We start from the raw sequence: 13,097 nt of genomic DNA, 5'->3' as shown, positions 1-13,097 counted from the left end.
GCTGCCCGCCCCTCCCGACGTCCTCCCGCCGCCCGCGGTCCCCGCGCGCCCCGCCCGACCACCCGCTGCCGCGCCACGCCGGGCCCGTCCCACCCCTGGTCGACGCCCCGTCAGCCCCGCAGCCCAGCCCTGGTGGCGGGCCCACCGGGCCGCCCGTAGCGTCGACACGGCCGCAACCACCGGCCGTCACCGCCCGCGCACAGCGCGTCAGCCCCACCGCTGGACCGAGCGGAAGACCACCGCACCCGTACGAGCGCCGCGCGCGCCGAAAGGAAACAGGTCACCACTCATGCCCACGCGACGGGTCCACCACCTCGCCGCGGCCACCGCCGCCGCCACCGCCCTGACCACCGTCCTCACCTCGCTGGCCGCCGCCCCCGCGGCCCACGCCGCCCCCCGCTTCCCGCTGCACTTCGTCCAGCCCGGCGAATCGATTCAGCAGGCCGTCGACGCCGCCCGGCCCGGCGACACCGTCCAACTGCTCCCCGGCACCTACCAGGGCAGCGTCCGCATCACCACCCCCCGCCTCACCCTGCGCGGCTTCGGCGACGAGAGCGTGATCACCCCCGGGGACGGCGGCGAGAACGCCTGCGCCACCGCCGGGCACGGCATCTGCGTGGTCGGCACCGAGGAGGACCCGCTGTCCGACGTCAGGATCGACAGCCTCGCCGTCACCGGCTTCCGCAAGAACGGCATCGACGCCAGCGGCACCACCCGCCTGACCGTCCGCGGCACCTACGTCCACGACAACGGCCAGCAGGGCATCAGCCAGGAGATGTCCACCCGCGCCGTCATCCGCGGCAACCGCTCGGCCGACAACGGCCAGTCCGGCGTCTTCCTCGCCAACTACGCCTACCGCGAGGGCGGCTCGCCCGACACCGGCGGCACCGTGGTCGAGGGCAACGAGCTGACCGGCAACCGGGTCGGCGTCACCGTCCGCCGGCTGCGCGGGCTGGCCGTCCAGTCCAACGGGATCAGCGGCAACTGCGCCGGCGTCTTCGTGGTCGGCGACGAGGGCGTGCCCCGCGCCGGGGACCTCGACGTCCGGGACAACTCCGTCATCGGCAACAACAAGTTCTGCCCGGCCAACCCGCGCCTGGGCGCCATCCAGGGAGCCGGCATCGTCCTCACCGGTACCGAGGACACCCGGGTGACCGGCAACGAGGTGCGCGACAACACCGGCACCTCGGACTTCTCCGGCGGCATCGTCCTGTTCAAGAGCGTCGTCGGCGTCGCCAACGCCCGCGCCGTGATCGCCGACAACGAGCTGAGCGGCAACGGTCCGGCCGACCTCGCCGACCGCGACTCCGGCACCGACAACACCTTCGCCCGCAACACCTGCGGGCGCTCCGAGCCGGCCGGCCGCTGCTGAGCCCCGGTACCCCCTCGCCGCCCGCCGCCGCACCAGGAACTCCCTAGGACCCGAGGAAACCCAGCCATGACCACCGCACCCGTCCATACCAGCCCCCAGGCCGCGATGCGCCTGCGCGAGCTCGTCTTCGGCGCCGCCTGCGCCGCCGCCGTCCGCGCCGCCGCCCGGCTCGGTGTCGCCGACGTGCTCGGCGACACCCCGGCCACCGTGACCGACCTCGCCGTCGCCCTCGACACCGAGCCCCGCCAACTGCGCCGCCTGCTGCGCGCGCTCGCCTGCTACGGGCTCTTCGCGCCGAGCGGCGACGACCGCTTCGAGCACACCGAGATGTCCCGGCTGCTGCGCGAGGACGCCCCCAACTCGCTGCGCTACATCTCCCTCTGGTGCACCGAGCCGTGGACCTGGGAGGCCTGGCCGAAGCTGGACGAGGCGGTCCGCTCCGGCCGCAACGTCTTCCCCGACCTGTTCGGCAAGGAGTTCTTCGACTACCTGCACAGCGACGCGGGCGACTCGGCGAAGGTCTTCGACAAGGCGATGACCACCTCCAGCCGGCAGTCCGCCGAGGACTTCGCCGACTACCTGGACCTCACCGGCATCGACTCGGTGGCGGACATCGGCGGCGGCCAGGGCCACGTGCTGGCCAGCCTGCTGGAGAAGCACCCGGCGCTGCACGGCACCCTGCTCGACCTGCCCAAGGTGGTGGCCGGCGCCGACCCCCGGCTCCAGGACGGCGGCGCCTTCTCCGCCCGGGCCCGCCTCGTCCCGGGCGACTGCCGGATGGAGATCCCGGTCCGCGCCGACCTCTACATCATCAAGAACATCCTGGAGTGGGACGACGACAGCACCCGCCGCACCCTCGCCAACGTGGTGAAGGCGGCCGGCTCCGGCGCCCGCGTGGTGGTGGTGGAGAACCTGGTCGACAACAGCCCCTCGATGCGCTTCACCACCGCGATGGACCTGATGCTGATGCTCAACGTGGGCGGTGCCAAGCACTCCGAGGAGAGCATGGTCGGGCTGATGGCGGAGGCCGGACTGGTGGTCACCGCGGTCAACCCGGTCAACCCGTACCTGCACGCTTTCGAGGCCGTCGTGAGCGGCTGAGCCGACCCCTGCACGCCCCCGCACACCTCCGTACGACGAGAACGACCGTACGACCAGAACGACCGCCGGCCCCCGGAACATGGGGGCCGGCGGTCGTCGTGCGCGGGCCGGGTCAGGCCGGGTGCGAGGACTCCAGGTGGGCGAAGACCACCACGTTGTCCAGGTAGTCCCGCCGCTTCTTGTCGTACGCGCCGCCGCAGGTGATCAGCCGGAGCTGGGCGTCGGGGGTCCTGCCGTAGACCCTGGCGTCGGGGAAGGCGTTCTTGGCGAAGGTCTCCACCGAGTCCACCGAGAACACCGCGACCGTCCCGTCCGCGCGGCTCACCTCGACCTTGTTGCCCGGCAGCAGGAAGCTCAGCAGCAGGAACACCGCCGGGCCCTTGGTGGTGTCCACGTGCCCGGCCAGCACCGCGCTGCCGCGCTCGCCGGGGGTGACGCCGTCCCGGTACCAGCCGACCAGGTTCTTGTCGTCCGGCGGCGGCGCGTCGAGCTGGCCCGCGGGGTTGAGGGCCAGTTCGGTGAACGGCGCGTCGACGGCGATCTGCGGGATCCGCAGCCGGGTCGGCTTGGCGCGTTTGAGCGCGGGCGTCCCCGGGGCGGCGGCCGGGGCCGCCGGGTCCGGGGCGCCGGCACCCGCCGGCCCGGGGACGGCCGGCGCGGCGGCCGCCGGGGGAGCGGGCCTGCCGTCCTCCGCGCCCGCGTCCGACCGGGTGTCCACCGAGTTGTAGATCAGCAGCAGCCCGACCGCTGCCGTGCCCATCCCCGCGCGCAGCAGCCGGGGCATTCCAGAGGCGGGACCGCCCGTCATTCCTCTCCTCCGCTCAACCGGTTCCGCGACGGCCCGCCGCCCCCGGTGCGCCCGCCCCGTGCGGGCGGGCGCCCGGAGGCGGCGGAAGCAGGGTGCCCGGCGTCAGGCGACCGCGCCGGAGGCACGGCGGCCGCGGCGCAGGGCGTACGCGCCCGCCCCGAGGCCGCCGAGCAGCAGCACCGCGCCGGAGGCGAGCCCGCCACCGGACAGTGCCAGGCCGCCGCCACCGGTGTGCACGCCGCCGTGCGGGGACTTGTGGTCCTCGTCCCCCCTGGCCTCGCCGCCCTTGTGCTCGTCGGAACCCTTGTGCTCGTCGCCGCCCTTGTGTTCGTCGTCGCCCTTCCGATCGTCGGAGCCCTTGTGCTCCTCGGAGGCGCCGCCCTTCCTGTCGTCGTTGCCCTTGGAGTTGTCGGAGGCCCTCTCGGTCTTCTCCTGCTTCTCCTGCCAGGTCAGGTTCTTGCCCTGGTCGGCACCGTCGGCGAAGGCGATGGGGGTACCGACGGTCAGGACGGCGGCGACGGCCGCCCCGGCGAGCAGCGTGCGTGCAGAACGCATGAGGATGATCCTTCCGGCGCGCAGGACCGCGACTGCCGACACGGTGCCGGACAAGGGGACTCGCGGGGGGTGCGCCTGATCCACCGTCATCCACCGTGCGGCCGCCTGCCACCGGAGTGTGGCAGCGCCGGTGCGCGGCGTGCGCCCTTCGGGTGGAGTCCCGGGTGTGTTCACCCGGCTGGCCGGGTGATCCGGGTGAATCCACCCGGGGGGCCGTCCGGCCGGACGCACGTGGGCCCGCCCCCGGCGCACGGCCGGGGACGGGCCCATCGGGGGCCGGATCAGCGGGCCCGTCGGGGAGCCGCGGGGGCAGCGGCCCCGTCGGGGAGCCGCCGGGTCAGCGGTCCCAGCGGTAGAACTCCCGTGCCATGGCGTCCTTCGGCTCCCGCCAGGTGGCCGGGTCGTACGCCTGCACGTAGGCGGTCAGGCGGTCGCTGACGGTCCGGAACTCCGGGTGCCCGACGACCTTGGCGACGGCGGGGCCCGGCGGGCGGTCGGCCTCGATCAGGTGGAGGTAGACGTCGCCGAACTGGAAGAGGCTGCGGCCGGTGACGCCGATCAGGTGCGGCAGTTCGCCCTGGTCGGACTCGGCGAACACCTCGGCGATGTCCGGCGCGGCCTCGGGCTTCATCCGGGCGACGATCAGCGCCCGGTGCAGGCCGGTCACAGCTCCGCCGCCCGCTTCTCGACCTTCTCCCGGATCAGCTGCATCTGGATCTTCGAGTTGCGGTTGATGTGGCCGGTCATGCCCTCGTCGTCGACCGGGGCGGTCGGCTTCATGGCGAAGTCCTGGATCCAGCGCATCCTGGTGCCGGCCGGCGCCTCCGCGTACTCCCAGCGGATCTCCATGAACTCGAACGGGCCGGGCTCGACCCGGCGGGCGCGCACCGCGAGCGCGTCCCGGTCGGTCTCCCGCTCGGAGACCCAGCTCCACACCTGGCCGTTCTCGTCCGGGTGCATGGTGAGCCGGAACCGGACGAGTTCGCCCTGCCGGTCCAGCACCTCCACCGAGGCGTACTCGCTGAACAGCTGCGGCCAGTTCTCCAGGTCGTTGGTCATCTCCCAGACCAGGTCGAGCGGGGCGGCGATGACGATCTCGTTGTCGGTGTGTCCGGGCATCTCAGGCACCAGCCTTCGTGGCGAGGGAGGAGTTGACCAGTTCCAGGAACTCGGCCGGGGTCTTGGCCGACTCGGCGCCCGAGGTGACCTTGAGGCCGTGCCGGTTCTCCAGCTCGCCGACCACGCCGAGCAGGCCGAGCGAGTCGACGCCGAACGTGTCGAACTCCGCGCCCGGCCGCGCCAGGTCGCCCGGGTCGACGGTGACGCCGGCCCGGGACTGGAGCAGGACGGCGAGTTCCGGATAGCTGAGGGTGTTGCTCACGGGTGTCCCTTTCGGAGGTGTGACGGGGTGGTGCGGGGCGGTGGTCCGGGCGGCGGTTCAGGGCCGCCAGCGCCGGACCACCAGCGCGGAGTTGGAGCCCATCAGCCCGCGGCTGACCACCAGGGCGGTGTTCAGTTCGGCCGGGCGGGCGCGGCCGGTCACCAGGGCGAGGTCGTGGCAGACCTCGGTGACGTTGGGGGTGGGCGGCAGCACGCCGTCCTCCATGGCCAGCACGGCGGCGGTCACGTCGAGCATCGGGGCGCCGCAGTAGGCGCGCCCCGTGCCGGTCTTGGGCGCGGTGACCGGGACGCGTTCGGCGGCCGGGCCGAGCGCGTCGGCGAGCGCCAGGGCCTCGGCCCGGTCGGCCTCCGGCACCCCCAGGGCGTCCGCGAAGACCACGTCGATCTCCTCGGGCGCGATGCGGGCCTCGTCCAGCGCGATCCGGATCGCGGCCGCCAGCCCCTCCCGGGACTCCGCCCAGCGGGAGGCCCCGGTGAAGGTGGCGCCGTGGCCGACCAGTCGGGCCCGGATGCGGGCGCCGCGCAGGAGGGCCGCCTGCTCGTCCTCCAGCAGCAGCATCGCGCCGCCCTCGGCGGGGGAGAAGCCGCAGGCCAGCGCGGTGAACGGCAGGTACGCCCGCTCGGCCCGCCCGGCCAGGCTGACCTCGGGGTAGCCGAGCTGGCAGACCATCGAGTACGGCGCCAGCGGGGCCTCGGCGGCGCCGACCACCACCGCGTCGGTGCCGCGCTCGATCGTGCGGGCGGCGTGCGCGAGGGCGTCCAGGCCGCCGGCCTCGTCGCTGGCGACCACCCCGCACGGGCCCTTGTAGCCGCCGCGGATCGAGATCTGGCCGGTGCTGGCCGCGTAGAACCAGGCGATGGACTGGTACGGGCCGACGAACCGGGGCCCCTGGCCCCAGAGCTGCTGGAGCTCGCGCTGGCCGAACTCGCCGCCGCCGGAGCCGGCCGCGGTCACCACGCCGACCGCGAAGGGCTGTTCCGGGTCGGGCCGGAACCCGGCGTCCGCCACCGCCAGGTCGGCGGCGGCCATCGCGTAGTGCGTGAAGCGGTCGGTCTGCACCAGGAAGCGGTTGTCGATCGCCGACTGCGGATCGAAGCCGTTCACCTGGCCCGCGATCCGGAGCGGAAGCCCGGTGCAGCCCTCGCGGGATATCCGGTCGAGGACGCTCACGCCCTGCCTGGTGGCCTTCCAGAAGGCGTCGGCCCCGACCCCGTTCGGAGCCACCACGCCGAGCCCGGTGATCACCGCCCGGCGGCCCTGCTGACGTGACGTCATGGAACTCACCCCGTTCTGTTGAGCACGACGGCGGACTGGAATCCGCCGAATCCGCTGCCGACCGAGAGGATGCGGCTCAGCGGCAGCTCGCGCGCGGTGCGCGGCACGTAGTCGAGGTCGCACTCCGGGTCCGGAGTCTCGTAGTTGGCGGTCGGCGGCACGACCCCGTGGGCGAGCGCCAGGGTGCAGGCGACGACCTCGATGGCGCCGATCGCGCCGAGCGAGTGCCCGACCATCGACTTGATCGAGCTCATCGGGGTCCTGAAGGCGTGCGCGCCCAGCGAGCGCTTGACCGCGGCGGTCTCGTGCCGGTCGTTCTGCTTGGTGCCCGAGCCGTGCGCGTTGACGTAGTCCACCTCGGTGCGGTCCACCCGGGCGTGGGCGAGCGCGTGGTCGATCGCCCGGGACATCTCCAGCCCCTCCTTGGTGAGGCCGGTCATGTGGTAGGCGTTGCCGAAGGTGGCGAAGCCGCCGATCTCGCCGTAGACCCGGGCGCCGCGGCGGCGGGCGTGCTCCAGCTCCTCCAGGACCAGGACGGCGCCGCCCTCGCCGAGCACGAAGCCGTCCCGGTCGGCGTCGAAGGGGCGGGAGGCGTGCCGCGGGTCGTCGTTGCGCTCGCTGGTGGCCTTGATGGCGTCGAAGCAGGCGACGGTGATCGGCGAGATCGGGGAGTCGGAGGCGCCGGCGAGGCAGATGTCGGCGCGTCCCTCCTCGACCGCCTGGAAGCCGTAGCCGATCGCGTCCAGGCCGGAGGTGCAGCCGGTGGAGACGGTCTGCACGGGGCCGTGCGCGCCGGTCCGCTCGGCCACCGCGGAGGCCAGCGTGCTGGGCGCGAAGGCCCGGTGCAGCTGCGGTTCGGCCTGCCGGTGGTCCACGTCCCAGCGGGCGCCGGCCGCGCTCACCAGGGCGTAGTCGTGCTCCAGCCGGGTGGTGCCGCCGACGGCGGTGCCGAGCGAGACGGAGATCCGCCACGGGTCCTCGGCGGCCAGGTCCAGGCCGGCGTCGGCGATCGCCTCGTCGGCCGCGACCATCGCGAACTGCACGTAGCGGTCGGCCCGTTGGACGTCCTGCGGGCCCAGCCCGTGGGCCGCCGGGTCGAAGTCCACCTCGGCGGCGATCCGGGAGCGGAACCCGGTGGGGTCGAACAGCGTGATGCCCCGGGTCGCGGTGCGGCCGGAGGTCAGCAGCTCCCAGAACGCCGGGACGCCGACCCCGCCGGGGGCGACCACGCCGATCCCGGTGACGGCGACGCGCCGGGTCACGAGACCACCTTGGCGTGTTCCGGCGGGCCGGAGGCTGCGGTCCCCTCGGTGCTCACGTGGCCGAGGTCGGGGCGCGGGGCGAGCGGGCCGAGGTGGAAGACCATCCGGGCCTCGGTGTCGCCGACGTTGCGGAAGCGGTGGCGCATGTTGATCGGGATCATCAGGCCCTGGTCCGGCTTGAGCGGATGGGGTTTCCCGTCCAGGTCCACCTCCAGGTCGCCGCAGACGACGAACACGAACTCCTCGGAGTACGGGTGGTAGTGCTCGCCGATCCGCTCGCCGGGCCGGACGATCGCCAGGCCCATGAAGCCGCTGGTCGCGCCGCAGCTGGTCGGGGTGAGCATGGTGCGCAGCTCGGCGCCGTGGCGGCGGTTCTCCGGTGCCTCGTGGACGCTGACGATCCGTGGGGACTGCGTGGTCATGGAGATCTCCCGTGAGATGACGGAACGTCAGTTGTTGATCGGGTCGGCGGAACTGCGGTCGGTGACCGGGTTCATGGCGCGGGCCGCGAGGAAGGCGCCGAGCCCGGCGGCGGTGCGCAGGTCGCCCTGCGGGCCGAGGTCGAGCAGCCCGGCGAGCACGGCGGCCTGCCGGTCGTCGGCCACGCCGAGGGCGGCCGCCGGGTCGGCCTCGGCCGGCACCCGCAGGTCGACCAGGCGCACCACCACGTCCTCGCGGTGGAAGACGGTGGCCGCCGCGACCGGCCCGGTCGGGTCGGCGGTGGCGAGGTTGTCGTGCTCGGCCAGCAGCTCGGCCACCTCCTGCCCGCGGTCCGGGCGCACCGGGTAGAGCACGGCGTGCCGGTGCAGCCGGGCGGAGGCGGGGGAGCTGGCGATCGCCTGGTGCCGGGCGGGCAGCGCGGCCCTGGCGAAGAACGCCCGGGCGGCCTGCGGGTCGCCCAGTTGGCGGCTCTCCTCCAGGTGCGGGTTGAGCGCCTCCTCGACGGCCCGCACCTCGGGCTGCATCGCCACGTGGCGCAGCGCGTCGCCGAGGTTGCCGATCACCTCGACGGCGCGGACCACCCGGTTGCCGAGCATGAACAGCGAGGTGCGGCGCAGCCGGGTGTGCTCGTCCACCTCGGCCCGGGGGGAGGCGTAGCCGGAGAGGATGCGGGCCACCTCGGGCTCGCTGCCGGGCTTGACGGTGAAGGTCAGCGCGTGGCGCACCACCCCGTCCGGGCCGGGGTCGACCCTGGGCGGGCCGACGTGCCCGGCGGGAGTGGTGCGCGGCAGCCCGGGCGGCACCTCCATCGGGGCCCGGGTGCCGGTCGAGCCGGCCGCGGAGGTCTCGCGCAGCACGGCGTAGCGCAGCGAGCGGAAGTTGTCGCTGACGCAGCCGTGCATCGGCTTGACCATCTCCCGGTGCGCCGGGCTGTCCACCCACTCCAGGAAGGTCTCCTGGTCCTTCCACTCGCTGGTGATCAGCCACTGGCGCGGGTCGTTGATCGACTGGCACAGCTGGTCGCTGACGTGTCCGGGGACCGAGGCCACCTGGTGGCGCAGCTGCTCGTACACGTCGAGGAAGCGCTGCTGGGCGCCGTCCTGGATCTCCAGCATCAGCACGACCCGCAGCCGGGTGTCGGCCTCGTCGTGCTGCTTCGGCTGGGGTTCGGACAGAGTTGTCATGATCCACTTTCTGCTCTGGGCCGCACGCTGCGGGCCGTGTCGGCCGTGCCCGGCGGGTGCTCCCCGGCCTGGGAGGGCGGTGCGACGGCGGGTCGGCCGGGCGCGTCGGCGCCAGGCCTGAGGTCGATCGTGGGCGGCGCGGCGGGCGCGGCGCGAGATTTGCGGGCCATCCGGGCGAAGGGGCGCCACGGGCCCCCTCCGGCGGGGGATGGAAGAGCGGGGCCCCCGGTCGAGCGGGCCCGCCGAGGGCGGCGCCGAGCCCAGTCTCCGGGCCGCGGAATCCCCTGACAGGGTGGAGCAATTGATGAATCCGAAGGTTGACGACCGGGTGCCGGTCCTCATCGTGGGCGGCTCGCTGGTCGGGCTGTCGGCCTCGCTCTTCCTCGGGCGGCTCGGGGTCGGGCACCTGCTGGTCGAGAAGCACGCCGACACCTCGCACCACCCGCGGGGGCGCGGCAACAACGTCCGCACCATGGAGCTGTTCCGGGTGGCCGGGATCGAACCCGCGATCCGTGAGGCGGCCTCGATCCTGGCCCCCAACCACGGCATCCTCCAAGCGCCGTCGCTGACCGGCGCCGAGCAGGAGTGGCTGTTCCGGGAGATCGACCCGGGCGGCCGGCTGGCCCGGTTCAGCCCCAGCTCCTGGTGCCTGTGCAGCCAGAACGACCTGGAGCCGGTGCTGCGGCGGGCCGCCCGCGAACTCGGCGGCGACCTGCGGTTCAGCACCGAACTGGTCTCCTTCGAGCAGGACGCGGAGGGCGTCACCTCGGTGCTGCGCAGCCGGGAGAGCGGCGAGCGGCGGGTGGTGCGCTCGGAGTTCCTGATCGCCGCGGACGGCCCGCGCAGCCCGGTCCGCGAGCGGCTGGGCATCGGCCAGTCCGGCAAGGGCGAGCTGTTCCACAACGTCAGCATCACCTTCCGGGCCAAGCGCCTGGCCGAGGTGGTCGGCGACCGGCACTTCATCGCCTGCTACCTGACCAACCCGGAGGCGGACGGCGCGCTGCTGCCGGTGGACAACCAGGAGGAGTGGGTCTTCCACGCGCCCTGGCACCCCGAGCACGGCGAGCCGCTGGAGGCCTTCACCGACGAGCGCTGCGAACGGCACATCCGCACCGCCGTCGGCCTGCCGGAACTGGACGTCGAGGTCACCGGCCGGGCGCCCTGGCACGCCGCCGAGCGGGTGGCCGAGCGGTACGGCGCCGGGCGGGTCCTGCTCGCCGGGGACTCCGCCCACGAGATGTCCCCGACCGGGGCGTTCGGTTCCAACACCGGCATCCAGGACGCCCACAACCTGGCGTGGAAGATCTCCGCCGTGCTCTGCGGCTGGGCCGGGCCGGGGCTGCTGGAGACGTACGGGCAGGAGCGCCGCCCGGTCGCCCGGGTGACCGGCGAGCGGGCCTCGGCGCGGTCCGCCGAGCACAGCCACCCGGGCTACGCGGTGGTGCCCGGCGCGGGCCGGCAGGCCGGGGTGCTGGCGGTGGCGCTCGGCTACCGGTACCCGGTGGGCGCGGTGGTCGGTGCGGACCGGGACGGCCCGGTGGTCCCCGAGCAGTTCGAGTCGGCGGGCGAGCCGGGCAGCCGGGCCCCGCACCAGTGGCTGCTGCGGGCGGGGGTGAGGCTCTCCACGCTGGACCTGTACGAGCAGGCGATGGTGCTGCTCACCGGCCCCGAGGGCGGTGCCTGGCAGGCGGGCGCCCGGCGCGCGGCCGACCGGCTGGCCGTCCCGCTGGACGGCTTCCGGATCGGCGACGGGGCCGAGGACGACCTGGCGCCCGAGCCCGGCGCGGACTTCGCCGCCCTGCACGGCATCGGCCCGCTGGGCGCGGTGCTGGTCCGCCCGGACGGCTTCGTCGCCTGGCGCTCGCCCGGCCCGCCGCGGGACGCGGAGGCCGAGTTCGCCGCGGCGCTGCGGACGGTGCTGAGCCTCTGACGGACGCGGACGGGCCCGCCGGTCGCACGGCCGGCGGGCCCGTCCTGTCGTTCGTCGGCGGTCAGTGGCCGCCCTCGTCGACCACCTCGACGTCGGCGACCTCCTGCTCGATCTCCTCGGCCGGCAGCGCCACCCGGATCGCCCAGTAGTAGATGGCCACCGAGAACACCGACACCAGGGCCATGTCGGTCCACAGCGGGATCCGGCCGATGCCGTCGCCGAAGCCGCCGAGCCAGGAGATCAGGCCGAGGCCGATCAGGTAGGGCGGCAGCCACTGGGCGGCCTTCCAGCTCAGTCGCGGCGCGTTCGGCAGGCCCTTCCTGATCGCGTACGCGGCGTAGCTCCCGAGCAGGACGTAGCCGAGCACGATCGCGATGCCCAGGCGGGAGAGGGTGTGCCAGCCGGACCAGTAGATGATCAGGCTGGAGACCACGAACGCGGCCGGGGAGATCACGCCGCCCGCCGGCAGCCGGTAGGGGCGCTCGCGGTCGGGCAGCCGGCGGCGCATCGCGCCGAAGGCCAGCGGGGCGCCGGCGTACATCAGCACGCTGGCGGAGGTGATGAAGCCGACCAGCTCCTGCCAGCTCGGGAAGGGCAGGAAGCAGATCACGCCGGTGACGAAGGCGATGACCAGGCCGAACCACGGCACGCCGTTCTTGTCCAGCTCCTCGAAGCGCTGCGGGGCGTAGCCGTTGCGGCTCAGGCCGTAGGAGATGCGCGAGGTCGAGGTGGTGTAGATCAGCCCGCTGCCGCCGGGGGAGATCACGGCGTCGGCGTACAGCACCCAGGCCAGCCAGCCGAGGCCGACGGTGGTGGCGAGGCCCGCGAAGGGGCCGTCGATGCCGGGGAAGTCGAGCTTGTCCCAGCCGTTGGCGAAGGAGCTGACCGGCAGCGCGCCGATGAAGACGACCTGGAGCAGGGTGTAGACCACGGCGCCGATGGCGACCGAGCCGAGGACGGCGCGGGGGATGTCGCGCTTGGGGTTGCGGCTCTCGCCGGCCAGCTGGATGGCCTGCTCGAAGCCGAGCAGGGCGAAGATGATGCCGCTGGTGCTGATCGCCGCGAGCACGCCCTGGGCGCCGAACGGGGCGAAGCCGTGCGAGGTGAAGTTGGAGCCGTGGAAGTTGGTCACGGCGAGCACGAAGATCGTGAACAGCGGGACGAAGATCTTCAGCCAGGTGGCGACGTTGTTGGTGCGGGCCAGGACGCGCACGCCCAGGAAGTTCACCGCGACGAACACCGCCATGAGCACGGTGGCGACGGCGAAGCCGCTGGCGGTGAGGGTGTTGTTGTCGTTGAGCAGGCCGCCCGCCCAGGGCCAGTGCCGGGCGTAGCCGATCATCGCCTCGACCTCGATCGGCGCGACGGTGGCCGCCTGGAGCCAGGAGAACCAGCCGAAGGACATTCCGGCGAGGCCGCCGAAGGCGTAGTGCGGGTACCGCGCGGTACCGCCCGAGACCGGGAACATGCTGCCGAGCTCGGCGTGCACGAGCGCGAGCAGCACGATCGCCACCGTGCCGATGCCCCAGGAGACGACGGCGGCCGGGCCGGCCGCCACGACGCCCTCCTTGGCGCCGAACAGCCAGCCGGAGCCGATGATCGAGCCGACCGAGGCCCACATGAGGCCGACGAGGCCGACGTGGCGGCGCAGCGACCGCTGGGCGGTGCCGGTTTCGGAACCGGTGCCCTGGCCGGGCGGCGAGATCTGGTTGAGGGAAGCCATGAACGATCTCTCTGTGTGTGGGGACTCCGGGGTGGGCGGAGCGA

The 13,097-nt window shown here is 73.9% G+C and carries 13 protein-coding genes; 3 read left to right on the top strand and 10 right to left on the bottom strand.

Annotated features, from left to right (window positions below; translation table 11 throughout):
• The first annotated feature begins 289 nt into the window (after positions 1 to 289).
• Positions 290 to 1,372 carry a right-handed parallel beta-helix repeat-containing protein gene (locus ACLWS4_RS17100; protein ID WP_074004526.1) on the top strand — a complete coding sequence of 361 codons (1,083 nt, stop codon included), beginning with the start codon at positions 290 to 292 and terminating at the stop codon, positions 1,370 to 1,372.
• Positions 1,373 to 1,438: 66 nt separating this feature from the next.
• The gene (locus tag ACLWS4_RS17095; RefSeq protein ID WP_416874500.1) at positions 1,439 to 2,473 is read left to right on the top strand and encodes a methyltransferase; all 1,035 of its coding nucleotides are present in this window, start codon (positions 1,439 to 1,441) and stop codon (positions 2,471 to 2,473) included.
• A gap of 112 nt (positions 2,474 to 2,585) precedes the next feature.
• Here ACLWS4_RS17095 and ACLWS4_RS17090 read toward each other — a convergent pair whose 3' ends face one another.
• From ACLWS4_RS17090 to ACLWS4_RS17050, 9 genes are all read right to left on the bottom strand, one after another.
• Entirely contained in the window at positions 2,586 to 3,281 is a 696-nt protein-coding gene (locus tag ACLWS4_RS17090; protein ID WP_387975657.1) for a class F sortase, read from the bottom strand.
• A 102-nt stretch (positions 3,282 to 3,383) separates the two neighbouring features.
• The gene (locus ACLWS4_RS17085; RefSeq protein WP_117492275.1) at positions 3,384 to 3,836 is read right to left on the bottom strand and encodes a hypothetical protein; all 453 of its coding nucleotides are present in this window, start codon (positions 3,834 to 3,836) and stop codon (positions 3,384 to 3,386) included.
• Between the two features lie 337 nt (positions 3,837 to 4,173).
• On the bottom strand, positions 4,174 to 4,494 hold the full coding sequence (locus tag ACLWS4_RS17080; RefSeq protein ID WP_049659041.1) for a TcmI family type II polyketide cyclase: 321 nt from the start codon (positions 4,492 to 4,494) through the stop codon (positions 4,174 to 4,176).
• 5 nt (positions 4,495 to 4,499) lie between these two features.
• Positions 4,500 to 4,955, bottom strand: coding sequence for an SRPBCC family protein (locus tag ACLWS4_RS17075; protein ID WP_049659036.1), 456 nt, complete (start codon positions 4,953 to 4,955; stop codon positions 4,500 to 4,502).
• Between the two features lies 1 nt (position 4,956).
• Positions 4,957 to 5,217 carry an acyl carrier protein gene (locus tag ACLWS4_RS17070; RefSeq protein ID WP_074004530.1) on the bottom strand — a complete coding sequence of 87 codons (261 nt, stop codon included), beginning with the start codon at positions 5,215 to 5,217 and terminating at the stop codon, positions 4,957 to 4,959.
• Positions 5,218 to 5,274: 57 nt separating this feature from the next.
• Positions 5,275 to 6,513 carry a beta-ketoacyl synthase N-terminal-like domain-containing protein gene (locus tag ACLWS4_RS17065; RefSeq protein ID WP_049659038.1) on the bottom strand — a complete coding sequence of 413 codons (1,239 nt, stop codon included), beginning with the start codon at positions 6,511 to 6,513 and terminating at the stop codon, positions 5,275 to 5,277.
• Between the two features lie 5 nt (positions 6,514 to 6,518).
• Positions 6,519 to 7,775 carry a beta-ketoacyl-[acyl-carrier-protein] synthase family protein gene (locus ACLWS4_RS17060; RefSeq protein ID WP_375877729.1) on the bottom strand — a complete coding sequence of 419 codons (1,257 nt, stop codon included), beginning with the start codon at positions 7,773 to 7,775 and terminating at the stop codon, positions 6,519 to 6,521.
• Positions 7,772 to 8,197 carry a cupin domain-containing protein gene (locus ACLWS4_RS17055; protein ID WP_074004532.1) on the bottom strand — a complete coding sequence of 142 codons (426 nt, stop codon included), beginning with the start codon at positions 8,195 to 8,197 and terminating at the stop codon, positions 7,772 to 7,774. Before ACLWS4_RS17055 ends, ACLWS4_RS17060 begins: the two co-directional genes overlap by 4 nt.
• Positions 8,198 to 8,224: 27 nt before the next feature.
• The gene (locus tag ACLWS4_RS17050; protein ID WP_375877730.1) at positions 8,225 to 9,400 is read right to left on the bottom strand and encodes a SchA/CurD-like domain-containing protein; all 1,176 of its coding nucleotides are present in this window, start codon (positions 9,398 to 9,400) and stop codon (positions 8,225 to 8,227) included.
• A 208-nt stretch (positions 9,401 to 9,608) separates the two neighbouring features.
• Here ACLWS4_RS17050 and ACLWS4_RS17045 point away from each other — a divergent pair, with 208 nt between their 5' ends.
• Entirely contained in the window at positions 9,609 to 11,330 is a 1,722-nt protein-coding gene (locus ACLWS4_RS17045; RefSeq protein WP_369808348.1) for an FAD-dependent oxidoreductase, read from the top strand.
• A 61-nt stretch (positions 11,331 to 11,391) separates the two neighbouring features.
• On the opposite strand, the gene ACLWS4_RS17040 is transcribed toward ACLWS4_RS17045, so the two are convergent.
• Positions 11,392 to 13,053 carry an APC family permease gene (locus ACLWS4_RS17040; protein WP_049658055.1) on the bottom strand — a complete coding sequence of 554 codons (1,662 nt, stop codon included), beginning with the start codon at positions 13,051 to 13,053 and terminating at the stop codon, positions 11,392 to 11,394.
• Between the last annotated feature and the right edge of the window lie 44 nt (positions 13,054 to 13,097).

It is taken from the genome of Kitasatospora sp. SC0581 (assembly GCF_048159585.1).
In the GTDB taxonomy this organism is placed as follows: domain Bacteria; phylum Actinomycetota; class Actinomycetes; order Streptomycetales; family Streptomycetaceae; genus Kitasatospora.
The sequence above is the reverse complement of the archived record's forward strand: the minus strand, read 5'-3'. Positions and strand labels throughout refer to the sequence as shown.

Bases quoted from the DNA above. Each gene is read 5' to 3' on its own strand.
- ACLWS4_RS17100 (WP_074004526.1), top strand. From the start codon at position 290: ATGCCCACGCGACGGGTCCACCACCTCGCCGCGGCCACCGCCGCCGCC.
- ACLWS4_RS17095 (WP_416874500.1), top strand. From the start codon at position 1,439: ATGACCACCGCACCCGTCCATACCAGCCCCCAGGCCGCGATGCGCCTG.
- ACLWS4_RS17090 (WP_387975657.1), bottom strand. From the start codon at position 3,281: ATGACGGGCGGTCCCGCCTCTGGAATGCCCCGGCTGCTGCGCGCGGGG.
- ACLWS4_RS17085 (WP_117492275.1), bottom strand. From the start codon at position 3,836: ATGCGTTCTGCACGCACGCTGCTCGCCGGGGCGGCCGTCGCCGCCGTC.
- ACLWS4_RS17075 (WP_049659036.1), bottom strand. From the start codon at position 4,955: ATGCCCGGACACACCGACAACGAGATCGTCATCGCCGCCCCGCTCGAC.
- ACLWS4_RS17065 (WP_049659038.1), bottom strand. From the start codon at position 6,513: ATGACGTCACGTCAGCAGGGCCGCCGGGCGGTGATCACCGGGCTCGGC.
- ACLWS4_RS17055 (WP_074004532.1), bottom strand. From the start codon at position 8,197: ATGACCACGCAGTCCCCACGGATCGTCAGCGTCCACGAGGCACCGGAG.
- ACLWS4_RS17050 (WP_375877730.1), bottom strand. From the start codon at position 9,400: ATGACAACTCTGTCCGAACCCCAGCCGAAGCAGCACGACGAGGCCGAC.
- ACLWS4_RS17045 (WP_369808348.1), top strand. From the start codon at position 9,609: ATGGAAGAGCGGGGCCCCCGGTCGAGCGGGCCCGCCGAGGGCGGCGCC.
- ACLWS4_RS17040 (WP_049658055.1), bottom strand. From the start codon at position 13,053: ATGGCTTCCCTCAACCAGATCTCGCCGCCCGGCCAGGGCACCGGTTCC.